Origin of the sequence: Anaerofustis sp. NSJ-163, from assembly GCF_024135845.1 — a bacterium.
Taxonomy (GTDB): Bacteria; Bacillota; Clostridia; order Eubacteriales; family Anaerofustaceae; genus Anaerofustis; species Anaerofustis butyriciformans.
Window position 1 is genome coordinate 380679 of record NZ_JAMYJV010000001.1, and the last position, 25340, is coordinate 406018.

The 25340-nt window shown below is 32.1% G+C and carries 22 protein-coding genes; 8 read left to right on the plus strand and 14 right to left on the minus strand.

Annotated features, from left to right (window positions below):
* Positions 1–67: 67 nt before the first annotated feature.
* The 4 genes from M6G78_RS01795 to mraZ are packed head-to-tail and all read right to left on the minus strand — an operon-like array spanning position 68 to position 4120.
* Positions 68–2269, minus strand: a complete 2202-nt coding sequence (locus M6G78_RS01795; protein WP_253229451.1) for a penicillin-binding transpeptidase domain-containing protein — start codon at positions 2267–2269, stop codon at positions 68–70.
* Between the two features lie 15 nt (positions 2270–2284).
* A complete protein-coding gene (locus tag M6G78_RS01800; RefSeq protein ID WP_253229452.1) occupies positions 2285–2710 on the minus strand; it encodes a hypothetical protein in 426 nt (141 codons plus the stop codon).
* Positions 2711–2754: 44 nt separating this feature from the next.
* Positions 2755–3681 (minus strand): 16S rRNA (cytosine(1402)-N(4))-methyltransferase RsmH, encoded by a 927-nt coding sequence (gene rsmH, locus M6G78_RS01805; RefSeq protein WP_253229453.1) that lies wholly within the window; start codon positions 3679–3681, stop codon positions 2755–2757.
* Between the two features lies 1 nt (position 3682).
* Entirely contained in the window at positions 3683–4120 is a 438-nt protein-coding gene (mraZ, locus tag M6G78_RS01810; RefSeq protein ID WP_253229454.1) for a division/cell wall cluster transcriptional repressor MraZ, read from the minus strand.
* A gap of 1676 nt (positions 4121–5796) precedes the next feature.
* On the opposite strand from mraZ, the gene M6G78_RS01815 reads away from it, so the two are divergent.
* From M6G78_RS01815 to M6G78_RS01840, 6 genes are all read left to right on the plus strand, one after another.
* On the plus strand, positions 5797–6432 hold the full coding sequence (locus M6G78_RS01815) for a TetR/AcrR family transcriptional regulator (RefSeq protein ID WP_138268480.1): 636 nt from the start codon (positions 5797–5799) through the stop codon (positions 6430–6432).
* Positions 6433–6601: 169 nt separating this feature from the next.
* Positions 6602–8377: an ABC transporter ATP-binding protein gene (locus M6G78_RS01820; protein ID WP_253229455.1), complete on the plus strand. Its 1776-nt coding sequence runs from the start codon at positions 6602–6604 to the stop codon at positions 8375–8377.
* A complete protein-coding gene (locus M6G78_RS01825) occupies positions 8374–10104 on the plus strand; it encodes an ABC transporter ATP-binding protein (protein ID WP_253229456.1) in 1731 nt (576 codons plus the stop codon). Before M6G78_RS01820 ends, M6G78_RS01825 begins: the two co-directional genes overlap by 4 nt.
* A gap of 1 nt (position 10105) precedes the next feature.
* Complete coding sequence (locus M6G78_RS01830; protein ID WP_138268483.1) at positions 10106–10291, plus strand: cysteine-rich KTR domain-containing protein; 186 nt, start codon at positions 10106–10108, stop codon at positions 10289–10291.
* A 718-nt stretch (positions 10292–11009) separates the two neighbouring features.
* A complete protein-coding gene (locus tag M6G78_RS01835) occupies positions 11010–11372 on the plus strand; it encodes a helix-turn-helix transcriptional regulator (RefSeq protein ID WP_253229457.1) in 363 nt (120 codons plus the stop codon).
* Between the two features lie 14 nt (positions 11373–11386).
* Entirely contained in the window at positions 11387–12037 is a 651-nt protein-coding gene (locus tag M6G78_RS01840) for a nitroreductase family protein (RefSeq protein WP_253229458.1), read from the plus strand.
* A gap of 244 nt (positions 12038–12281) precedes the next feature.
* On the opposite strand, the gene M6G78_RS01845 is transcribed toward M6G78_RS01840, so the two are convergent.
* The 5 genes from M6G78_RS01845 to M6G78_RS01865 all read right to left on the minus strand — a co-directional run bounded on the left by M6G78_RS01845 (position 12282) and on the right by M6G78_RS01865 (position 17167).
* Positions 12282–13076: an ABC transporter ATP-binding protein gene (locus M6G78_RS01845; RefSeq protein ID WP_138268485.1), complete on the minus strand. Its 795-nt coding sequence runs from the start codon at positions 13074–13076 to the stop codon at positions 12282–12284.
* A 3-nt stretch (positions 13077–13079) separates the two neighbouring features.
* On the minus strand, positions 13080–14033 hold the full coding sequence (locus M6G78_RS01850; protein WP_253229459.1) for an ABC transporter permease: 954 nt from the start codon (positions 14031–14033) through the stop codon (positions 13080–13082).
* A 196-nt stretch (positions 14034–14229) separates the two neighbouring features.
* Positions 14230–15207 carry an ABC transporter substrate-binding protein gene (locus M6G78_RS01855; protein WP_253229460.1) on the minus strand — a complete coding sequence of 326 codons (978 nt, stop codon included), beginning with the start codon at positions 15205–15207 and terminating at the stop codon, positions 14230–14232.
* Positions 15208–15258: 51 nt separating this feature from the next.
* Positions 15259–16236, minus strand: coding sequence for an ABC transporter substrate-binding protein (locus M6G78_RS01860; RefSeq protein ID WP_138268488.1), 978 nt, complete (start codon positions 16234–16236; stop codon positions 15259–15261).
* Between the two features lie 97 nt (positions 16237–16333).
* Positions 16334–17167 (minus strand): leucine-rich repeat domain-containing protein, encoded by an 834-nt coding sequence (locus tag M6G78_RS01865; protein WP_253229461.1) that lies wholly within the window; start codon positions 17165–17167, stop codon positions 16334–16336.
* 281 nt (positions 17168–17448) lie between these two features.
* On the opposite strand from M6G78_RS01865, the gene cls reads away from it, so the two are divergent.
* Together cls and M6G78_RS01875 are read left to right on the plus strand one after the other, a co-directional pair.
* Complete coding sequence (gene cls / locus M6G78_RS01870; protein WP_253229462.1) at positions 17449–18984, plus strand: cardiolipin synthase; 1536 nt, start codon at positions 17449–17451, stop codon at positions 18982–18984.
* Between the two features lie 23 nt (positions 18985–19007).
* Positions 19008–19292 (plus strand): DUF6506 family protein, encoded by a 285-nt coding sequence (locus M6G78_RS01875; protein WP_138268492.1) that lies wholly within the window; start codon positions 19008–19010, stop codon positions 19290–19292.
* A gap of 54 nt (positions 19293–19346) precedes the next feature.
* Here the strand turns inward: M6G78_RS01875 and fba are convergent, their stop codons facing one another.
* From fba to M6G78_RS01900, 5 genes are all read right to left on the minus strand, one after another.
* Entirely contained in the window at positions 19347–20282 is a 936-nt protein-coding gene (fba, locus tag M6G78_RS01880) for a class II fructose-1,6-bisphosphate aldolase (RefSeq protein WP_138268493.1), read from the minus strand.
* Positions 20282–21100, minus strand: a complete 819-nt coding sequence (locus tag M6G78_RS01885) for a GTP pyrophosphokinase family protein (protein WP_138268494.1) — start codon at positions 21098–21100, stop codon at positions 20282–20284. Before M6G78_RS01885 ends, fba begins: the two co-directional genes overlap by 1 nt.
* 12 nt (positions 21101–21112) lie before the next feature.
* Positions 21113–22060: a TIGR01212 family radical SAM protein gene (locus M6G78_RS01890; protein ID WP_253229463.1), complete on the minus strand. Its 948-nt coding sequence runs from the start codon at positions 22058–22060 to the stop codon at positions 21113–21115.
* A gap of 2 nt (positions 22061–22062) precedes the next feature.
* The gene (locus M6G78_RS01895; RefSeq protein WP_138268496.1) at positions 22063–22485 is read right to left on the minus strand and encodes a hypothetical protein; all 423 of its coding nucleotides are present in this window, start codon (positions 22483–22485) and stop codon (positions 22063–22065) included.
* Positions 22486–22686: 201 nt separating this feature from the next.
* Complete coding sequence (locus M6G78_RS01900) at positions 22687–25332, minus strand: valine--tRNA ligase (protein ID WP_253229464.1); 2646 nt, start codon at positions 25330–25332, stop codon at positions 22687–22689.
* Between the last annotated feature and the right edge of the window lie 8 nt (positions 25333–25340).

Consider the following 25340-nt stretch of genomic DNA (forward strand, 5'->3'; position numbering starts at 1 on the left):
AATATCCGCATTATTATATCACTTTTTGGCTTTTGTTAAAATATCTTATATATAAAATACAAAATAATTAATCAACATATTCAAAGGTTACTGTTACTTTTGTTCCCTTCTTAACTTTTGTACCGGCTTTAACACTCTGTTTCGTTGCAATACCTCCGCCTTTAACTTCTATGGTAAGTCCCAGCTTCGTCAATGCTTCGTTTGCGCTTTGAACACTCATACCCGTTAAGTCAGGCATAGTTACTTCCGTCGAAGAAGAGCTGTCAACAGTAATGGTAATTTTCTTACTGTAAGTTTCCTGTACATTAGTTTGACTGATTACTATTGCATCATTATCCTTTATATTTTTAGTCTTGTATTTTACTTCATAATCTATGTTTAATGAATCAAGAAGACTCTTTGCATCGGTTAAGCTTTCACCTCTTACATCAGGAACAACAACCTTTGCATTTAATGTCTTAACATCTTCACTGTCAGAATCAGATTTTGTATTCAAATAGTTAAGTGAATTTTCAAGAATTTCTGCTGCAATCGGAGTAGCAGTGGTACTTCCGGAACTTCCGTTTACAGGTTCATCCAAAATTACAATAACTGCAATTTGAGGATTATCATATGGTGCAAATCCAAAAAGGCTTGTTACATATTTTGAGTGAGAATATTTACCATCTATTATCTTTTGTGCCGTACCTGTTTTACCACCCATTTTTAAATCATCTGAATCATACTGTGATAATACACTGGATTTTGTTACAACACTTCTTAGATATTTCCTCATGGTAGTGGAAGTATCACTTGAAATAATTTGTCTTACTACTTCTTTATCATATGTTGTGGTTATTTCATTATTTTCCCCTTCTGTTACGTATTTAACAAGTTGAGGTTTTAATAAATATCCACCATTAATTACAGCGCTTAATGCCATAGACATCTGTATCGGTGTAGTTGATAAACCTTGCCCAAAAGATTTTGTTACATAATCTACTATATTTACATTTTCATTTGGAGATAAAATACCGCTTTCTTCTCCTCCCAAATCTATTCCCGTTTTAGAACCAAATCCATAATTATATATATAATCATAAAAAACATCAGGTCCCATACGCATTGCTATTTCCATCATAGCAGGGTTACAAGAGTTAACAAGAGTTTCTTCTAAAGATTCACTTCCATGAGCATTTGGATATACGGAACATCTTATCTTTGTTCCCGCAACTACTTTATACCCAGAACAGTAAAATCTTGAAGATGTAGTAAATGCACCTTCTTCAAGTGCTGCAGAAACAGTTATCGGTTTAAACGTAGAACCAGGTTCATAGTTTAAACTGATGTTTGGGTTATCCCACATTAAAGCAAGCTTTTCACTTTCTGTCATTTTTCTTTTCTTACCATTATCATCAGTTGTATAAAAATCAGAACTAAAGTTTTCTTCAAAATCTTCATCAAGTTCCCATGGGTCATTCAAATCGTAACTTGGATTTGATGCCATTGCAAGCATCTCTCCGGTTGACGGATCAATGGCAATAGCCAAAGCTCTTTTCGCTTTTGTCTTTTTTATACCTGTTTCAAGAGCATTCTCAGCATACATTTGTATAACACTGTCTATTGTAAGAACAAGATTACTTCCATCTGTAGCTTCTTGCCTTATTTCACTTCCAGATGCAATCTTTCTTCCGCTTCCGTCTGTTTGATATAAAACAACACCGTCTTTTCCTGAAAGAACATCGTTATAACTTGCCTCAAGACCGTATAATCCTTGATGATCTGTTCCCGTAAAACCAAGAAGATGTGCAGCAAAAGTACCGTTTGTATAGTATCTTTTTTTATCTTCAGTTACGGAAACACCGGCATAACCTTTATTTTTTATCTCTAAACCTATACTGTTATCAACTTTACTTTTTATAAGCTCATTACTTGAAGAAGAGTTATTTACTTTTTTATAAACATCATCATAATCTAAATCAAGCATTTCACTTAAATATTTTGCAACCTCTTCCTTATCTTCTTTTTCTATGCTTGCAGGAGAAACATAAATACTCGAACAAGTTGCGTCTTTTGCAAGTAAAGCCATGTTTCTGTCATAAATATCTCCCCTACTTGCCGTAATAGGAAGACGCTGCATCAACATGGCTGATTGTTTATCTCCGTATTCAACTGCTTTAAATCCTTGTATGTATACAAGCTTTGCAACCAGTGCAACAAACAGCACACATACAAAGGAAAATATAAATAAAATTCTTTTCTTTCGTTTTAAATCTAAAAAAGTTTTCAAATGTTACCACCTTCATTAGTTGCTGACGAAATTACTAAAAAGTTTAGAGAAAGCACTTTCGTCTTCAGTATTTTGAGCACTTGCACTCTTTGTTGAAGAAATTGAATCAGTTTTATCTGTTACATCTACTGCAACAAAAGAGCTACTGCTTGGTTTAATCATACCATATTTTTTTGTCGCAATCTTTTGAACTTCCTTCAAATCTCTTTTTGCCAGCAATTTCCCCTCTAAACTGTCGTTTAGCATTTGAACCTCTTTTAATTCACTTTCAAGATTAGATATTGCAATATCCGTTCTGTTTATTCTGTAACTTTGCCAAGTGATAAGAGAAACACATATCGAAGCAACTAAAAACAAAAATAAAACAGTATCAATTGTAAAAATCTTTTCTTCTTTATTAACATTTTTTCTAATCTGCGCATTATTATTTCTTCTTGTCATTTGCTGCTCCTTAAATTATATTTGAAAAATTTTCTTATTATTACTTAAAGTTTCTCTATTGCTCTAAGCTTTGCACTTCTTGAACGTGGGTTATTTTCTATCTCTTCACCTGTAGGAAGAATAGGTTTACCCGTTAGAACTTTCACTTTTGGCTTATTCCCGCATACACATACTGGAAAATCTTTAGGGCAGGTGCAACCCTTCTTTTTATCATTAAACACTTTCTTTGTGATTCTGTCTTCTAAGGAATGAAAGGTTATTACCGCAAGCCTTCCTCCTTTATCTAAAACATCAATCATATCCTCCACAGATTTTTTAAGTGCATCTATTTCGTTATTTACTTCTATCCTAATAGCCTGAAAAGTTTTTTTCGCTGGATGTTTTTTTGCGTGAAACTTTTTTGGAATTGCAGCTTTTATTATTTCTACAAGTTCAAAAGTTGTTTCAATCGGATTCTCTTCACGTCTTTTTATAATATGTTTTGCAATATTTCCTGCAAATTGTTCTTCACCATATTCACTTATGATTCTTTTTAAATCTTCATAGGAATATGTATTAACAAGCATCTTCGCATCAAAATCACTGGTTCTATCCATTCTCATATCAAGTGGACCGTCATGCCTAAAAGAAAATCCTCGTTTTTCATCATCAATTTGGAAAGAAGACACTCCAAGGTCAACCATCATTCCGTCAACCTTATCAATTCCAAGCTCTTGTAAAATATTTTTTACATCGTGGAAATTACCTTTTACAAAATATTTTTTACATTTATAAGGTGACAATCTTTCTTTTGCTCTGTCAAAAACAAAATCATCTCTGTCAATTCCGATAAATGTCCCCTTATCAGATAATCTTTTGCATATTCCTTCACTATGACCTGCTCCACCCATTGTTCCGTCAACATAAATACCATCGGGTTTTATATTTAGGATATCAAGGGTTTCATTATATAAAACGCTAATATGTTTCATCTTAAATATTTATCCCCGCTTCATACATTTCTTGAGCTACATCATTGATATCATCATCAGACATATCATTGAAACTATCCCACTGAGCTTTATCCCAGATTTCAACTTTATCTTCAACACCAACAACAACAATATCCTTAGTTATTCCGGCATATTCTATAAGAGCCTGTGCAACTTTTGTTCTGCCTTGTTTATCAGGGGAACATTCGCAGGCACTTCCTAAAATAAATCTTGAAAATCTTCTTGCATTTCTATCGGTAGTTGGTAAGCTTTTGATTTTTGCTGCAAGTTCTTCCCAAGCATCCTGTGGATAAACCCAGATACATTTATCTAGACCTTTACACATAATAAAAGAATCCCCAAGTTCATTTCTGAATTTGGCAGGCACATTAACTCTTCCTTTACTGTCAACTGTGTGATTATATTCTCCTATTAGCATAATTCTTACCACTCTATACCCGTTTATGTTCTCATTTTACCACTTGATACCACCCTTGGCAACCAAATTTGCTTAAAATTTAAACTTTTTTGATAATTTTAATATTTATAGAACATATTTTCTAAACAATCTGTGGACAAGTTGTGAATAACCCTTATAAAAATATTTATTTATAAAAATCACTTATCTTGTAAGAATATTTTGGGTATGATATAATATATAAAGTGGCGCAGTATCCTAGTCAGACTTATTTTGATTGAAGGCGGGGCTAAAAATCCGTCAAAGGGCACATCGATGAAGTTTCTTGTTTGGGCTTCTTACGCCCAGTAAGGGGTTCTTTCAGGAAGTAAAGGAAATGGGGCGATCTGCAACGGCATGTGGGCGATGACCCTATTTCCGCGGAGGCTCATAAGAATATTCTTATGGGAGAAACCTATGGATGTGGTAATCCGGGGGATCTCGTGATTATTACTGAAATAGCGTAGCCTGTTTTGAGTGATGCAGGGGGAGTTGGAAACCAACTTTTTATCAATATGAGCTCAAAGATAAGAAAGTATTGCCAATGAAACCTGTGTTGCAAAAGAAACTATGTCATCTTAAGCCTGCCGAGGAAAGCTCCTAGGCTGTTTCAACAGAAGATAATTTAGGGATTACAGTGTGAACTAAGTGGTAATTTGGTCCTGCCCGCAGCAATGAGGCAGGAAAATATTGAAAGGGAAACCGCAATTACGGCGACGTTTTTGTATATTTTCGGGAAATCCTACCAAACCTAAGTCGCAAAGTTTACTTAAGTTATTGCCACTAAAAAAAGACAGGTGTTAACCTGTCTTTTTTATTACCATAAACCACATTGTACAATAAGAACTTCACTCCAAAAACCCTATACATATGTAAAACCCGTCAAACTTAAGAATCTTTATCTTTTATACCAAATTTTTTAGGATAAACAAAAAAGAATGAAATTATACACTTGTGTATCCATAAGAAAGTAATTTTAACTTTTTGTCTGCAGCCCCTATAAATTTGCCCGATACATAGAATATGATTTTTTACAACCCCATTGATGATAATAGACGTTAATTCCCGCATTTCCATATACTTACAAATAACGTTGAAGAAGCGGAAAAATACCTACTACCCTATTCATAAATATAAACATCGTATTGTTCAGAATTGGCAGACTCTGTCAATTCCTTTTACCCCGATTCATACTCGGCGTATAGTTACAAAAATCTTTCATGACTTATCGCTTCATTAATATCGCCGGTTAAGTTCGGTAATCGCTTTACTTATCTATCCCCAATTATTTTCTGTCACTTCATTTCATTAGCTTTTCCATTCGTTCTTTACTTTGTAATGAAATAAGTTTCTTAGCAAGTATAAAAAGAATATCTTTCCCTAAAAATGTATTGTACTTTGCTTATTAGATAGGAAATTCCCAAAGTCTTCTGACTTTTTTTCTCTCTGCTTGCAACACAATACAAAGTGTTTTTGCCGAAGTATTGAAAGAAATGTTATAAAAATATTTCTTACTTTTAATAATAATGATAAAAGTTAAAAAATACCAACGCCATAAACATGGAATAAAATCTACAAATTTTTAACTATTGACAAATATTTTGATTTATCATATAATATAACAGTGATATATAACAGTGTTATACAAGGATGAGAATATGAGTGAAAACAAACAAACAACACTAAATCTGATTCTTTCAACGGCAATGCAGGAATTTCTTGAAAAAGGTTATAAGTCGGCTTCTTTGAGGAATATTGTCAAAACAGCAGGCGTAACAACGGGTGCGTTTTATGGTTACTATAACAGCAAAGAAGATTTATTTGAAGCTTTGGTAGGCGAACATTACAATTTTTTATTGAATCGTTTCTGTAAAGCTCAAAAAGAATTTGCAGAAATACCACCGGAAAAACAGCCCGACAATCTTAGCTCTGTTTCCGGAGAATGTATGTATGAAATGCTTTTGTACATATATGAACATTTAAATGAATTTAAGCTCATACTTTGTTGTTCGGAGGGAACTCGTTTTTCAAAACTGATCGATGAAATGGTAAAAATAGAAACAAAAGGTACACATGATTATTTGACGGTTCTTGAAAAGCTAGGGAAACCTGCACCTCCAATCGATAAACGTTTAGAGCATATTTTGATTACAGGAATGTTTAATACTTTTTTCGAGCTGGTTATACATGAAATGCCCCTTAAAGAAGCAAAGCATTATCTGAAAGAAATGAGAGCTTTTTATACTGCCGGATGGATGAAAATCATGGGGCAGTCAGAACAATCCAAACTGTAATTTTTAATAAAACTATAATTGTTAATAATGGAAAGTGTACACTTTCCATTATATTTGGCACTTAAGTTAGCAATGACTAACTCGTAAAATAATATTATCACAATAAGGATATTCGAATTCGGTTATTTAACATTCTATATCATAAAAAATTTCTAAGGAGACTTTTATAATGAAAAAACAGTCAAATCTATCAAGATTGATGGACTATGCCGGAAAATACAGGATATTAACTTATCTTTCTTGGGTATTGTCTGTAATAAGCGCATTATTGGCACTTGTACCTTTTTGGTACATATGGCGTATCATTCACTGCATACTGGAAGTTTCACCGAACTTCTCAGAAGCAGCGAATGTCACGGAATACGGTTGGTTTGCCGTATTGTTTGCGATTGTTTCCATAGTTATCTACATAACTGCATTGATGTGTTCACACATAAGCGCGTTTAGGATTGCTGCAAATATCCGAAAAGAACTTATGCATCATATTGCGTCCCTACCGCTTGGAATAACAGAAAAATACGGAAGCGGGAAACTGCGAAGAATTGTAAACAGTTCCAGCGCCGCTACGGAAACATACCTTGCACATAGACTTCCCGACAAAGCGGGCGCAATTGCTACTCCCATAGGATTGCTTTTCTTGTTGCTTGTTTTTGACTGGCGATTGGGGCTTTTAAGTCTTGTTCCTGTTGTTCTTGGCTTTTTGATTATGATGAAAATGACAGGAAAAGAAATGGAAAAACGCATGGAACAATATCAGAATGCACTTTCGGATATGTCAAACGAAGCCGTTGAATATGTAAGGGGGGTGCCCGTAGTAAAGACTTTCGGACAGACGGTCTTTTCTTTCAAACGTTTTAAAAAGGCAATAGATAACTATGAAACATGGGTCATAGCATACACAAAATCCTTGCGTATGCCTATGCTGTTCTATACAACAGCAATTAATGGAGTATTCGCATTTCTAATTGCCGGAGGTATCATATTTACCGGAAACGGCGTAACAAATGAACTGTTACTGAATCTTATTTTCTATATTGTGATTACTCCAGTCATTGGCACAACACTTACAAAAATCATGTTTATGAGTGAGGATACAATGATTGTGGATGACGCTTTCGGCAGAATTGACGAAGTGTTAAACGAACAACCATTGTCTGAAAGTCGCATAAATAATATCCCCAAAGACAATGGTATTACATTGGAACACGTCAGTTACAGTTATGATGGAAAGAAAAATGCGCTCAACGATATATCACTTTCCATAAAGCCGGGACAGGTAGTAGCATTGGTCGGGCCGTCTGGTGGAGGTAAAACAACGCTTGCAAATATCGTTACAAGATTTTTTGACCCTCAAAAAGGACGTATACTGATAGGAAATATTGACATACGCAATATTCCGAAAGAAACATTAATGAACAGAGTATCTTTTGTTTTTCAGAACAGTCATCTTATCAAAGCGTCCATATTAGAAAATGTACGCATGGCAAAACCCGATGCCACACGAAAAGAAATCATCCATGCTTTGGAGGCGGCTCAGTGTATGGACATTATCGAAAAATTACCGAATGGTATAAATACGGTTGTCGGAACAAAAGGCGTATACTTGTCAGGAGGAGAACATCAAAGAATAGCCATTGCACGCGCAATTTTGAAAAATGCACCTATCCTGATTCTTGACGAAGCCACCGCATTTGCCGACCCAGACAATGAAGTACGGGTACAGCAAGCTTTATCGGCTCTCTCAAAGGGGAAAACAGTTATTATGATTGCACACAGACTATCATCAATCACAGAAGCCGATTGTATTTATGTGTTGCAAAATGGTGAAATCATCGAAAGTGGCACACACAGTGAGCTGGTAGAAAAAAATAGCGTATTCGCAAAAATGTGGAAGAATTATTCCGAAGCTGCGGAATGGAAAATTGCAAAGGAGGTAAACACATGATTAAAATACTTCAAAGACGCTTTGCGTTATCAAGACAAGGGGCTATTGATTTAATAAAAGGTTGTATTGCTTGTGTTGCACAGGATTTATCGTTTATGTTTCCAGTTGGACTACTCTATTATTTTGTCATTGATACTATGAATGGAGGGGTAACCGGAAACCGCATCGTCTTTTATATAATCGGAGTGTTGGTTTGCTTATGCCTTATATTCATTGCAACTTGGTTTCAATATAACACCACCTATTTGGCAACTTACGTGGAAAGCGGTGTAAGACGTATATCTTTGGCTGAACAACTCCGAAAAATCCCTTTATCGTTTTTCGGTAAAAAAGACCTTGCCGATTTGACAAATTCAATTATGGGCGACTGTGCCACACTGGAAACAACATTTTCTCATTACGTTCCAGCTTTGGCAGGTTCCCTTATTTCAACAACACTGATTTCCCTAGGACTTTTTATCTATGATTGGCGTATGGCTCTTGCTGCAGTTTGGGTTTTGCCGATTGCATTTGCTATTACATTTTTTTCAGCTCGCATACAGGAGTACTTCAACAAAAAATCCGTTGCAGCAAATGTTGCTCTTGAAAGCGGAGTTCAGGAGTGTATCGAAAGTCTGCAAGACCTGAAATCAAACAATGCAGAAAAAAGCTATTTAAGAAAGCTTGATAAAAAAATCGACCATGTAGAAAAACGTCACATTATAACAGAACTCGGAACTGCTCTTTTTGTTGTTTCTTCAACGCTTATATTAAAATTTGGAATTGCGACGGTTGCTCTAGTTGGTTCTACGTTACTCATTCGCGGAGAAATCGATATTCCACTGTTTTTTATGTTTCTACTTGTAGCTTCAAGATTATATGCTCCCCTTGAAGGTGCATTACAAAATCTTGCTGCGGTAATTTCTTCAAAAACAAACATAAATCGTATGAATGAAATTTTTGATCAACCTATACAAACAGGCAACAATCGGTTATCAAACAAAGGATATGACATTGTATTTGACCATGTGGGATTCGCATATCATACGGGAGAAACAGTATTAAAAGACGTATCCTTTACCGCAAAACAAGGAGAAGTCACTGCTTTAGTCGGACCGTCCGGAGGAGGGAAAACTACAGTGTCACGCCTTGCCGCACGTTTTTGGGATATCAATAAAGGAAAAATCACGGTTGGTGGTATGGATATATCCAAAATAGAACCGGAAACATTGCTGTCACTATACTCTATCGTATTTCAAGATGTGACTCTGTTTAACAATACAATAATGGAAAATATCAGAATAGGAAGAAAAGATGCGACCGATGAGGAAGTTCTTGCAGCGGCAAAACTGGCAAATTGTGAAGAATTTGCAATGAAACTACCGGACGGATATAACAGTATGATCGGTGAAAACGGATGCGAATTATCCGGCGGCGAAAGACAACGTATTTCAATAGCACGTGCTTTTCTCAAAAATTCTCCTATCATTTTACTTGATGAAGCAACTGCAAGCCTTGACGCAGAAAACGAAACCTTGATACAGGCTGCTTTATCAAAGCTTATAAATGATAAAACCGTACTTGTTATCGCACACCGTATGCGTACAGTAAGCAATGCTGACAAAGTGGTTGTACTTTCGGACGGTTATGTTGCCGAACAGGGTACACCGGAAAACCTTATGAACACAGGTAAAATTTATCCACATATGGTAAAATTGCAAATGACCGGTATGGATTGGGGCATCTAAAATGAATACTGAATGGATAATATGTCCTATGTGTCAAGGAAAAACAAGGTTGAAAATACGAAGCGATACCGAACTAAAAAATTTCCCGTTATATTGTCCGAAATGCAAACAGGAAATTCTGATTAACGTATATCAGATGAATATATCAGTTATCAAAGAGCCGGACGCACAGACGCAGAGCCGATAACAAGCAAATTTTGAAATGCTGTTATCCGCTCTTTTTTTATAAAAATCAATACGACGATATCGGGAGGTATCGTCGTGTTACTTTTTTTATCAGAAAAATCAAACAGAATATCTTTTATCAAAAAATTCGATATTCATTTAGATAATATATTATTACGAGCATGAAATGATAATTCACACGATATATATAGATAAATCACATAACAAGTAACGGTCTTTAAACTCAATAATTATATATTACACAAACGCTCATTCAACTTGATTTTTTATGGGCGTTTGTCGTAATAAGCCCTACCTGGAATAATTAGAAACAGTTATGATGAAATATACAGAGCAATCCATAAACATACCGAGTGTACCTTTCTCCTTTTCTGTAAAGGCGTCCTCCGCAATAATGCAATTAACACATCCCCATAATAAAACACAAGCATAAAGTATAACCTGACTGTACAATGAAGAAAACATTTAATAAACCTTTTACAATCGACAACTACTATGAGTAATGTATCTGCGAAGAGGCGACGTTTTTGTATATTTTCGGGAAATCCTACCAAACCTAAGTCGCAAAGTTTACTTAAATTATTGCCACTTTTAAGACAGGAATTATCCTGTCTTTTTTTACATTCAAAAAATATTCATCTCGATTTTCTTTACCAATGTTCTTATTTCAATGTTTTTTATGTTATAATCCGTTTAAAATTATAAACAAAGGAGTCATTATGAATAAATGTATAATAAAAAAACAAATTATAGCCAATGACCTAAACAAATGCCAAAACCTATTTATAGCACTGGGAAATGAAACCAGACTTAATATAATCAATACAATGCTCACAAATGAAAATACGGGAATGCGAGTTGGAGAAATAACTAAACAGACACATCTTTCAAGACCTACCGTATCCAACCATCTGAAAATACTCAAAGAATCCGGCATTATCTCATTAAAGAAAAAAGGCACAATGAATTTTTATTATATAAATACACAAACTTCAAAATGGAAAGAATTAAAAAAATTAATAGACGATATTTCCTTAATCATAAAAAGCATTGACAATCAGGAATATCAAAAAAACATATAAAAAGGAGAAGTAATATGAACTTAAAAGAAGCTGCACAAAAAAGACATTCAGTAAGGAGCTATCTTAACAAAAAAATAGAAGATAACAAGATACAAAAAATTCAAAATATAATAAATGAATGTAACAAAAAAAATGATTTTAACATACAATTTTTTACAAATGAACCAAATGCTTTTAACTGTTTTATGGCTCATTACGGAAAATTTGAAAATGTAAGCAACTATATTTTATTAATAGGGAAAAAAGGAGAAAATACAGAAGAAAAACTTGGATATTACGGAGCAAAAATTGCTCTTGAAGCACAATGTATGGGACTTAATACCTGTTTCGTTGCAATGACATACTCAAAAAAGAAATCACCTTGTAAATTAAAAAACAACGAAAAAATATACTGTGCAATTTCAATAGGATATGGAAAAACGGAAGGAATAAAACATAAGTCAAAATCATACGACGAAGTAACGGAAATAAAAACAGAAGAAAAAAACTGGTTTAAAGAAGGCGTAAATACCGCCTTACTTGCCCCTACCGCAATGAACCAACAAAAGTTCAAAATTATTTTAAACGAAGACAACAGTGTTTCATTTAAAAGAGGAAAAGGAATTCTTACCAAAATGGATATTGGAATAGTAAAATATCATTTTGAAATAGGTTCCGGAAAATAAAAGAAAATGGATATATCCTCAAGTAATGTTAAGCCATATAATATTTTCAGGGAAACAAATTAAAGGTTAAGTTATTAATAAACATATCAAATTTGTAAAAGACATTAATACCTAAAAAAGAATATTTTTACTGAAATCAACAATATATATAAATGATATCAATTCATAGCTTTATATTAAAAACAAAATCTTACATAAATATAAAATAAAAAGAGTGCATAAGCACTCTTTTTATTTTTCTATATTAAGAAAGAAGCATTCTGTCGTTTGCAAACTCACCGCCGGAACACATTTCAAATTTTTCAAGTAAATCTTTTACTTGAAGATTTTTCTTTTCCTCTCCTCTAACATCATAAATAATATGTCCGTCATACATCATAATAAGTCTGTTTCCATATTTAATAGCATCTCTCATGTTATGTGTTACCATTAATGCTGTTAAATTATCTTTATCTATGATTTTTTGAGTAAGCTCTAAAACTTTTGCTGCTGTTTTAGGGTCAAGAGCAGCTGTATGTTCATCAAGAAGAAGAAGTTCAGGTTTTTTAAGTGTTGCCATTAATAAAGTTAATGCTTGTCTTTGTCCACCTGATAGTAAACCTACTTTATCGCTTAATCTGTCTTCAAGTCCTAAATCAAGAGTTTTTAGAAGTTCTCTATATTCATCTCTTTCTTCGTTTTTAATTCCCCAGCCTAGACCTCTTTTATCTCCTCTTCTATATGCCATAGCAAGATTTTCTTCAATCATCATATCTGCGGCAGTACCTCTCATAGGATCTTGGAAAACTCTGCCTATCCATCTTGCTCTTTTATGTTCATCAAGAGTTGTAATCAAGTGGTCAGCTAATGTAATCTTACCGCTGTCAACAGGATAAACACCTGCTATCATATTTAACATTGTTGATTTACCGGCACCATTACCACCAATAACCGTAACAAAATCTTGAGGGTATAGATGTAAGTTTATATCTATTAATGCTTTCTTTTCATTTATAGTACCTTCATTGAATGTCTTATTTATATTTTGAAGTTTAAGCATTTTCTACACCTCCCCGCCATTCATTTCTTTGTTTAATTTTATTTTTTTCTTTTCGTTTATCTTTCCTTTAATTATAGGAAGAGATAATGCAAGAGCAACTATTATTGCTGTTAATAATTTTAAATCGTTTGGATTCATACCAAGTCTTAAAACAACTGCAATTATTACTCTGTATATGATACTACCAAGAACTACACTTATAAGCTTTGTTTTAAATGATATAGCCTTATTTAAGATTACTTCTCCGATAATAATAGATGCAAGACCAATTACGATTGTACCTGTTCCCATACCTACATCACCATATCTTTGAGATTGTGCAACCATTGCACCTGACAATGAAACAAGACCATTTGAAATAATAAGACCGATAATTTTCATTGTGTCTGTATTAACACCAAGAGCTCTTACCATATCCCCATTATTTCCAGTAGCTCTTATGGCGCATCCTATTTCTGTTCCAAAGAACCAGTATAAAATAACCATTGCTAAAATTACAATAACTAGTCCGAATAATAATGTTGCATTTGAACTTGAAAGTCCTGTTAAATCACAAACATAGTCTATTACTGTTTTAACATTTCCTCCTCCAAGTTGTGGCATTGCTAAGTTTGATTTACCTGCCAAAACTTTTAAGTTAATTGAATAAAGTGCAAGCATAGACAAGATACCAGAAAGAATTGCAGGAATTTTAAGTTTAGTATGTAAAAATCCTGTTACACATCCGGCAAGCATACCGGCAATAGTAGCAACTATTAAACTTAAAATAGGATTAATGCCGTTAACAACAAGAGTTGCTGTAACACATCCTCCAAGAGCAAAAGTTCCGTCAACTGTCATATCTGCTATATCCAAAATTTTGAATGTAATGTATACTCCAAGACACATTACACCCCACAAAATACCTAAGCTTATGGCATCCGGCAGGTTTTTAAGTATACCTGTAAGAAGTTCCATATTATACCCCCTGAAATTTGTATAATTTAATATTTAAAAAAAATGAAATTTTCTCAATTTTCACTATTATTTTATTTTACTATTATTTTATTAACTTTTCAATATAAAAATAATATTTCTATGATGTATATTAAATCAAAAAAATAAATATTTATAAATAAAAAAAGAGGTATATAAATACCTCTTTAATTTTTTTTTATTTTACCAGTTTATCTTCTAAACTTGAAGGAATTTCCATATTTAATGTTTTTAATGTATCGTTATTAACAACAAGTTTTAAATCATCCCCGCTTAAGTATTCAATAGGCATAGTAGAAACATCTGCTTCTCCTTTTAGAACTTTTACGGCTTGAAGACCTGTTTTGTATCCAAGATCATAATAGTCAATACCATAACAAGCAAGACCACCGTCTGTTGCCATTGCTTGTGCTCCACAGAATACTGGAACTTTTGCTTCATTTGTTACAAGAGCAACTGTAGCCATACCTGCTGCAAATGTGTTGTCTGTAGGTATGTAAATTGCATCAACTTTATCAATTACAGAAGAAACAACTTGTTGAATTTCATTTGAGCTTGAAACAGTTGCTTCAACTAAAGTAAGACCAAGTTTTTCTGCTTCTTCTTTAGCTATCTTTGCTTGTAAAACTGAGTTCGCTTCATTTGAAGAATATAAAAGTCCTACTGTTTTTGCTTCAGGACAAAATTCCTTTAATACTTCAAGTTGATCTTTAACAGGTGTCATATCACTTGTACCTGATACGTTTGTTTCAGGTTTTTCGTTTGATTTAACAAGTCCCGCATCTGCAGGATCTGTAACTGCTGTTACTAAAATAGGAATATCACTTGTTTTGCTTGCTGCTGCTTGAGCTGCAGGTGTTCCGATTGCTAAAATCAAATCTTTATTGTCATTTACAAATCCATCTGAAATTGTTTGACAGTTTGATTGATCCCCTGCTGCATTTTGGAAATCAAGTTCAATATTTTTTCCATCTTCATATCCGTTATCCTTAAGTGCTGCAACGAAACCTTCATAAGCAGAGTCCAAAGATTCATGTTGTATTAATTGAATAACTCCGATTTTTTTCACTTCGTCATTAGAACCGCCTGAACCGCAAGCACTAAATCCAAGGACAACTCCAAGGCAAAGTAATACTGAAATAATCTTTTTTAACATTATTTTCCCCTCCAAAAAATAAATAAGAATTACAATTATTATATATTTATATTATTTTTTTATTTGACTCATAATACTATCAGGTATTGTTATACCAAGAGTTTTGGCAGCTTCTTCATTTACAGCCATTTCCAAATCTTCTTCTGCTAAATATTCAATAGGCATATCTTCAACTTTCGCTTCACCTTTTAAGATTTTAACGGCTTGAAGACCTGTTTTGTATCCAAGATTATAGTAATCAATACCATATGTTGCTAAAGCACCACCTTCAAGCATACCTGATTCACCACAAATAATAGGAACATTTTTTTCATTTGCAACCATAGCTACTGTGGCTATACCTGCAGAAACCATATTATCAGTAGGAACATAAAGCACATCAGCTTTATCTACCAAAGAAGATGCAACTTGTTGAATTTCATTTGAATTTGATACTGTTCCTTCAACATATGTCATTCCCTTTGCTTCAATAGCTTTTTTTGCAATACCAGCTTGTAATATAGAGTTTGATTCGTTTGAACAATACATAACTCCAACTGTTTTTGCGTCAGGAACAATTTGTTTTAATAAATCAATTTGTTCCTCAACAGGAGTTAAATCGCTTGTACCTGATACATTTGTTTCAGGTTTTTCATTTGATTTAACAAGTCCCGCATCAGCTGGATCTGTAACCGCTGTTACTAAAATAGGAATATCTTTTGTTTTATTTGCAACAGCTTGAGCTGCAGGAGTGCCTATTGCTAAAATCAAATCTTTTCCGTCATTTATAAAACTATCAGAAATAGTTTGACAGTTTGATTGATCTCCTGCTGCATTTTGATAATCAACTTCGATGTTTTCACCATCTTTAAATCCATTATCTTCCAATGCTTTCATAAATCCTTCGTTAGCTTTATCAAGAGCATCATGTTGAACTAACTGAAGAACGCCGATTTTGTATACTTTATTACTTCCGTCATTAGAACCACAACCGCTAATTCCTAGAAATAACGCTAAACAAATCGTAATTGCCAATAATTTTTTTGCCATTTTACTTCTCCCCTATAATTTAATTTATATTAAAAATTATTGTACTATAACAATTAATATAATGTCAATAATTTTCTGAAAATTTAGGAGATTTAACTTATTTAAATAAAAATATTATATTTGATTTTATAATTTCAATATAAGAAATAAATTTTTCACAATTATATATAATGCTGTTTCTATCTTTAATATTCATATGATTTCTGATTACTTCTCTTTTCTCCATTCTTTTTAAATTCTGCTCGTATTCTTCTAATTTTTTTTCATTATAAAAAGAATTTTTTGAAACATATACTTTAGTATTCATATTTACTTTTCTTTTAATATCACATCCCATAAAAGCTCCATACCCTATATATTTTAATTCACTCTCTTTTTCAAAACTTAAAACTTTTAATTTATTACTGGAACAAAAACTTTGAGTACATATAACCTTTAAAGTTTTAGGAAGAAAAATCTTTTTAATATTTGTATTGTAAAAAGCATTCATCTCAATAATTTTCAAAGTACTTTCAGATGAAAAAGTAACATATTCTAAATTTATACAATCTTTAAAAGCATTTATTTCTATTAATTGTATATTTTTTGAAATATTAACTTTTATTAGATTTTTATTATTTAAAAAGGCATTTTCACATACTCTAGTTACTTTAAAATAATTATTGTCATAAAAAATACAACTTGGAATATCAACTTCTCTTTCATATTCTTTCAAATAACGAACCACCCCAACCTCTTTATTTCTCCTACTCAATATAACAAATTCAAAATTCTCATTTACAAATTTTTCTTCAAATATATTTATCGGAAAAACAATTTCATCACAGTAAAAAGTAAAATTAATTTTATAACTTTTAATTAAAAAAACAGAAATACTAAAAACAAAGAAAATAATAAATAAAGAAACAAATATTTTAATAATTTTACCCATAGCCACATTTCCTTTTTAGCAATATTCACACTTTTTGTAACTTTTATGGTATATTGACTTTATTACATAAATTTACATATTTTTATACAATATAAATTTTAGTTTTGTTATAAAATTTAATTAACATATACAAAAAATTACACTTCATTCTTGTTACAAAAAGTGTAGTTTTTTTGACATATTATTTAAAAATTAAATAAAAAATATAATTAATGTAAAATATGGACTTTAAAAGTTTGTAATGTTATATTATATACAAAGAAATTAAAAGAAGGGAAAAAATGAAATTTTTAGATAAACTATTTAGCAGAATTGTTATTTTCGGCATATTACTTATATTACAGGTATTCATGTTATTTTTCGTTGTAGTAAAATTCAGCGAAGTAACCAACCAAATTTACGGATTATTTTTAATTGTAAGTATTATAGCGGTTGCTTATGTAAATACTAGGAACATAAACCCTGCATACAAGCTGGGTTGGGCAATAGTTATAATGGCTTTCCCAATGTTTGGTATAATGTTTTACTTCTTTGTCGGTAACAAAAAACCTGCAAGAAAACTTATAAAAAAATTAAACAGATCTCAAGTTTTTACACAAAGAATGTTAAACCAAGATACTTCAATTATCGAAGAAATAATAAACGATGATCCTTATGGTGCCGGAAACATTATGTATATAGAAAACTACGGCCCATATCCTATTTACAAAAACACCAAAACAAACTTTTTTAAATTAGGTGAAGAAGCTTTTGAAGATATGCTTATTGAAATAAAGAAAGCAAAAAAATATATTTTCATTGAATATTTTATTGTTCATGAAGGCAAAATGTGGAATTCAATTTTGGATATACTTGAACAAAAAGTTAAAGAAGGTGTAGATGTAAGATTTATTTATGATGATATAGGTTCTGTTACGGTATTGCCGGCAAAATACAAAAGAATACTTGAAAAGAAAGGCATTAAGACAATAGCTTTTAATCCATTTGTTCCTTTCTTGTCTATGGTAATGAATAATCGTGACCATAGAAAAATAATGGTAATAGACGGAAAAGTCGGATATACGGGAGGAATAAATTTATCTGACGAATATATAAATGAAATCGAAAGATTTGGTCATTGGAAAGACAATGCAATTAAACTTGAAGGTGAAGCCGTTTGGAGTTTTACAATGATGTTTCTTGAAATGTGGAACGGACTAAGACCTACCGACAACGAACTTGAATATGAAAAGTTCAAACCTGATTACAATTTTGCAAAAGAGTACGAAAATGAAGGTTACGTTCAACCATACAGCGACTCCCCTCTTGACAATGAAATTTTATCAGAAAATATATATATCAACATTTTAAATGCAGCAAAAGATTATGTCTATATCTACACGCCATATTTAATTATAGACAATGAAATGACCACTGCGCTAATTCTTGCAGCAAAAAGAGGTGTAGATGTAAGAATCGTAATTCCGGGAATACCCGATAAAAAAAGTGCTTTCGAACTTACAAAATCATTTTGTCCGGAACTTATTGAAAACGGAGTTAAAGTTTATCATTATACACCAGGATTTATTCATGGAAAATGCTTCCTATCTGATGATAAAGTTGCAACTGTAGGAACTGCAAACATGGATTACAGAAGCCTTTATTTACATTTTGAGTGTGGTGTGTACTTATATAAAACAAACAGTATAAAAGAAATAAAAAAAGATATGCTTCAAACTTTTGAAGTAAGTACAAAAAGATACAACAAAAAAACAAAACTTCCGTTTTTATTTAGATTATACAGAAGTTTACTTAGATTATTTGCACCGTTAATGTAATAAAAAGAAAGGAATAACAAAATATGAAATTTGCATTTTTAATAATGGGTAATTTTAATTCAAAAAATGACACAGCATACATCCATGATGGAGATGCAAGAATAATTGGAGTTTCTAATTTAAAAGAAGCTTGTATCATTGCAAAAAAACTTTACGAAGAAGGAATAAACTGTATTGAACTGTGCGGAGCTTTTAACGAAGAAGGCGCAAGAGAAATCATTAAAGCAACAAATAATGAAATTCCAATTGGATATGTAACTCACCTTAAGGAACAAGAAGAAATTTACAATAAAACATTTAATAAATAAAAAAAGGACCATCTTAAAGATGGTCTTTTTTTATTATTTAATTTTTCATATAAACTATTTAAGTGAGCCTTTACCAGCACAACCAAATACTTGCATTTTGTGAGCAACCATATCTTTAACAGCTGTTCTTGCAGGAGCTAAGTATCCTCTTGGGTCGAATACTTCTGGTTGTTCAACAAATACTTTTCTGATAGCAGCTGTCATTGCTAAACGGATATCTGTATCAACGTTGATTTTAGCAACACCAAGTTTAGCAGCTTTTGCTAACATTTCTTCAGGAACACCTTGAGCTCCAGGGATTTTTGCACCATATTTGTTGTTAAGTTCAACAAATTCTTGAGGTACAGAAGAAGCACCATGAAGTACGATTGGGAAGTTTGGAATAAGTTCACAAACTTTTTCAAGTCTAGCATAGTCTAAGCTTGGTTCTCCACTGAATTTGTATGCACCATGAGAAGTACCGATAGCGATTGCTAAAGAGTCAACACCTGTTTTAGCTACGAATTCAGCAGCTTCTTCAGGATCTGTGTAAGTAGCATCTTTTGCAGCAACTTTAACAGCATCTTCAACACCTGCTAATTTACCAAGTTCAGCTTCAACTGTTACGCCATGATCATGAGCGTATTCAACAACTTGTTTTGTAATTTCAACGTTTTTGTCAAAATCATATTTACTTGCATCGATCATTACTGATGTGAATCCATCATCAATACAAGATTTACAAATTTCAAAGCTATCACCATGGTCAAGATGTAATACAACATCAACACCTGTGTCTTTGATTGCAGCATCAACTAAAGATGTTAAGTAAGCTGATTTTGCATATTTTCTAGCACCTGCTGATACTTGTAAAATTACAGGAGCATTTTCTTGTTGTGCAGCTTCAACGATACCTTGGATAATTTCCATGTTGTTTACATTGAAAGCACCTACTGCATATTTTCCTTCTTTTGCTTTTTGTAAAATTTCTTTACTTGAGATTAAAGCCATTATTGTTCTCCTTTGTTTTCTTTTTTTACTATTTTTTTTACTTCCGCTTCCAGTTGTTTTTCTAAAAGAAGAAGTTGTAGGGTGTCATCTTTTTCAGATAACTTATTAAATATTTTAACATATTTATTCCCTAATTCCAAATACCCCATCTTATTTAGATAGGATATATATTGACTTGTCATTAATGTGGCATTTTTACTTGCCATAAATACTTTTTGAGCATGCATTACTTCATCACGTATTGCACTCATTTCCTTATCTAACTCTTCAACTTTTTTTGCTGCTGCTTTCAGTCTGTTGGAAAGCTCCTTTGGTATATCCCCCTCATATTTATAATTAAGGGAATGTTCTATGGTAGCCCAAAAGTTGATAGCTAAAGTTCTTATTTGTATTTCACATAGAATATCCTTAACCCCAAATGCTGTATTAACATGATATTCTATAATTAAATGAACGGAACGATAACCGCTTTCTTTCGGATTTGCAAGGTAGTCTTTTTTTATAACCACCTTCATATCATTCCTTTTCATTATATCACTGACAACCTTTGTTATATCTTCTTCAAATTGGCATATTATTCTTACACCTGCAACATCGGTTATCTTTGTTGAAATATCATTAATATTATAATGATTTTTTTCTAATTTTTCCAGTATGCTTTTTACTTTTTTTACTCTTCCGTGAACTTCTTCAATTTCTGAATACTGACCAACTGTTATCTTTTGATCTCTTATTGTTTTAAATTTTAAAACAAGTTCGTCAACAGCTTGCCTATACGGATATAAAAAGTCATCCCAATTCACGCCTGTTTCAAGCACAATATCATTCCTTTATTTAAACTTATCAAGCAAACCTTTGTTATATATATTATATTTTTTCCCTTGATAAGTATTTTGTTTTTTCATCTCATCCAGAATCATATCCTGTATTACCCAGTGAGATCTATCCCAGTTTAAAAAGAGGACATCTTCTTCTTTTGGTACTCTGGATACCAGTCTTTCCACTGCAATATTTTCATCCAAGTTTTCTAAAAATAAAACTACTCTCCTTACATAATCTTCGATTGAAAGCATTTTTATTTTTCCATCTAAATACATTTTACCCAAAATTGTATTTCTTTCTACATATAATGAATGAATTTTAACACTATCTGTTTTTAAAATACTAAGTATTTTTGCAGCTTCTATTATATCTTCATCGCTGTCATATGGTATTGAAGCAATTATATGCGTACTTACTTCAAAACCATAACTTTTTATCATTAAAACAGCTTTAATATAATCCGCTAAAGTATGTCCTCTATTTAATTTTCTAAGTGTTTCGTTGTTTACGGACTGTAAACCAAGTTCGATTATTATATCAAGATGATACTCATTTTCTACTTCTTTCAAAAAGCTTAAATAATCATTGTCAATACAGTCGGGTCTTGTTGAAATAGACACCGCAACAACATTATCTAATGCATTCACAGCTTCCAAAATGTTATTTTTAAAAGTAGAAAGTTTAATATACGTATTGGTAAAATTTTGAAAATATAATATAAATTTTTCGGCTTTATATTTATTTACAAAAATATCTAAATTATCGTTTATTTGTTTAGTAATTGATTCTTTGCAGTCACCATTTTCATATCCTGCACCTTTTTCACCACAAAATATACATCCGCCTTTAGATATACTCCCGTCTCTTACCGGACAGGTTGTGTCAATACTTATAGGAATTTTATAAACTTTTCCCGAGTACTTTTCTTTTAACTTAGTAGAAAATTTAGTATACAATGTTACGCTTCTTGATATTCATATTTTTTTAGTAAATTTAATTCATCTTCATCTCTTGCACCAAGAGTAAGAGTTATATCGCATTCATACTCTTTTGTAAGAGCTTCCAATTGATCTAAAAATGCAATTGCAGTTTCAAGATGTTTAGCATTTAAAATTTCTAAAATATCATCAATGTATATTTGGTTAATATCATAGTTTCCGGCTATTAAACCACATAAAAATCCGAAAAACATTTCAGGAGATGCTACATGAAATTCAGATGTGTTAATAAATCTGATTTGTGTCATTACTTCTCTTGAATGGTTAAGTGAAGAATCAATATAAACTTGAAGTCCTTTTGCTTCTTTGTTTTCACTGTTAGCTAATTCAATAAGTTTTTGTGTTTTTCCAGTGCCTTCAGCACCACCGATAATTCTAACCATTTTAATCACCTCGTACGTCATTTTTTATTTTAATTTATTATACAACATTTTAATCAAAATGTGAAGAGCATTTGTAACACAAATTAATTTACTGCCTTATATAAATAAGCAAATAAAAAGACTATTTATATTTATATTTTTCATAATTTTATTTTTAATTCACAAAAAAGAAACAATAAAAAAAGTGCATACGCACTTTTTTTATTTTAGTTTATTTAAACTTTCTCTTACTTCGTTAAGTAATGCTTCATATTTTTTATATTTTTCTTTTTCACCTTCAACTACTTTTGCAGGAGCTTTATCTACAAAGTTTTTATTTGAAAGTTTCTTATCAAGTCTTTCTATTTCACCAATAAGTTTCTTTTCTTCCTTTTGAAGTCTTTCAATTTCTTTGTCTTTATCTACAAGTTCTCCCATAGGTATATAGATTTTACCGCCGCTTGACACAACACTTAAGCTTTCTTCTTTGTCATATTCGCTGTCAACAAAACTTATATCTTTAAAGCCTGCAAGTTTACATAATATATCTTTACTTGATGCAAAAACATTTTCCATGTCTTTATCATTTGCAAAAATATAACCGTCAGCTTTCTTTGAAGGTGGTATGTTCATATTAGCTCTCGCATTTCTTACAGCTCTTAAAGCTTCAACAATAATGCTTATATCATTTTCTTCTTTTGAGAAATTATATTCTTCTCTATATTCAGGATATTTTTCTCCAATAAGCATTCCGTTCTTTCCTGGCATGAAAGAGTAAATATGTTCTGTAATGAAAGGCATATACGGATGTAACATTTTGATTATATCCATAAATACATGGTTTAGAGTATACTGTGTATTAAATCTGTCATTTTCGTTTTCAGAATTTAATCTTGGTTTTGCAAATTCGATGTATAAATCACAGAATTCATTCCAAATAAATGTATATAGTTTTTCTGCCGCAATACCAAATTCATATTTTTCAATATTTGCAGTAACTTCTTTAACAATTTGATTCTTTCTTGAAATTATCCATTTGTCTGTATCATGAAGTGTATCAAAATCAACTTCTTTTTCTACGTTAAAATCTTCAAGGTTCATAAGAATAAATCTTGCAGCATTGTTAATTTTATTTGCAAAGTTTCTGTTTGCTTCAACTTTACTTTCTTGCCATCTTGTATCATTTCCGGCTTTATTTCCTGTTACAAGAGAGAAACGAAGTACATCTGCACCATATTTATCTATTACTTCAAGTGGGTCAATACCGTTTCCAAGAGATTTACTCATTTTTCTGCCTTGTGAATCTCTAACCAAACCATGAATATATACATGATGGAAAGGTGGTTTACCCATTTGTTCTATTCCGGAAAATACCATTCTTGCTACCCAGAAGAAAATAATATCAAAACCTGTTACCAAAACATCATTTGGATAGAATTTTTCAAGGTCTTTGGTATTTTCAGGCCAGCCTAAAGTAGAAAATGGCCATAAAGCAGAAGAGAACCATGTATCAAGCGCATCTTCATCTTGTTTTAATTTAGAGCATCCACATTTTGGACATTTTTCAGGTGCATTTTTGCTTACTACCATTTCACCACATTCTTCACAGTAATATGCAGGAATTCTATGTCCCCACCATAACTGTCTTGAAATACACCAGTCTTTAATATTTTCCATCCAATTAAAGTATATCTTTTTAAATCTGTCAGGAACAAATTGTACTTCGGCATTTTTAACAACGTCAATAGCAGGTTTAGCAAGTGGTTCCATTTTTACAAACCATTGAAGTGAAGTTAAAGGCTCAACTGTTGTTCCACATCTGTAACATGTTCCAACATTATGCATATGATCTTCTATTTTTTCTAATAAACCGGCTTCTTTTAAATCTTCTACAATTTGTTTTCTTGCTTCCTTAGTTGTTAAACCTTGATATTTTCCCCCAAGTTCATTTATTGTTCCGTCATCATTAAATACTCTTATTTGTTCAAGATTATGTCTTAAGCCTACTTCAAAGTCGTTAGGGTCGTGACAAGGTGTAATTTTTACACAACCTGTACCAAATTCTTTATCTACATAATCATCAAATACAATAGGAATTTCTTTGTTTACAAGAGGTAAAATCAAAGTTTTACCTTTAAGGTGAGTATATCTTTCATCATCGGGATTAATCGCAACAGCACTATCCCCTAACATTGTTTCAGGTCTTGTTGTTGCAATTACAACATACTCATCACTATCTTTAATAGGATATTTTATATGCCATAAATGACCTTTTTGTTCTTCATATTCAACTTCTGCATCACTTAAAGCAGTTCTACAGCTTGGACACCAGTTTATTATTCTGTTTCCTCTATATATTAAGCCTTTTTCATAAAGTCTTACGAAAGTTTCTTTTACGGCTTCGCTTACACCTTCATCCATAGTAAATCTTTCTCTTGACCAATCACATGAAGCACCAAGTTTTCTTACTTGATTTGCTATTTCTTTTCTGTAAGTTTTAGCCCAATCCCAAGCTTCTTCTAGGAATGCTTCCCTGCCTAAATCTTGTTTTGTTTTTCCTGTCTCTTCCTTAATTTTATCAACAACCTTTACTTCTGTTGCAATACTTGCATGATCTTCACCAGGTAGCCATAACGCAGCAAAACCCTTCATTCTTTTATATCTTATAAGAATGTCTTGTAAAGTATCATCAAAAGCATGACCTATATGAAGCTTTCCGGTAATATTAGGAGGAGGCATAATAATGGTAAAAGGTTTTCCGTCTTTGTTTATTTCCGGTTTAAAATATCCGCCTTTTTCCCATTTTTCATATATTTCCCCTTCTATTTTTGAAGGGTTATATTGTTTTTCCAATGTTTTATCACTCATTTTACAAC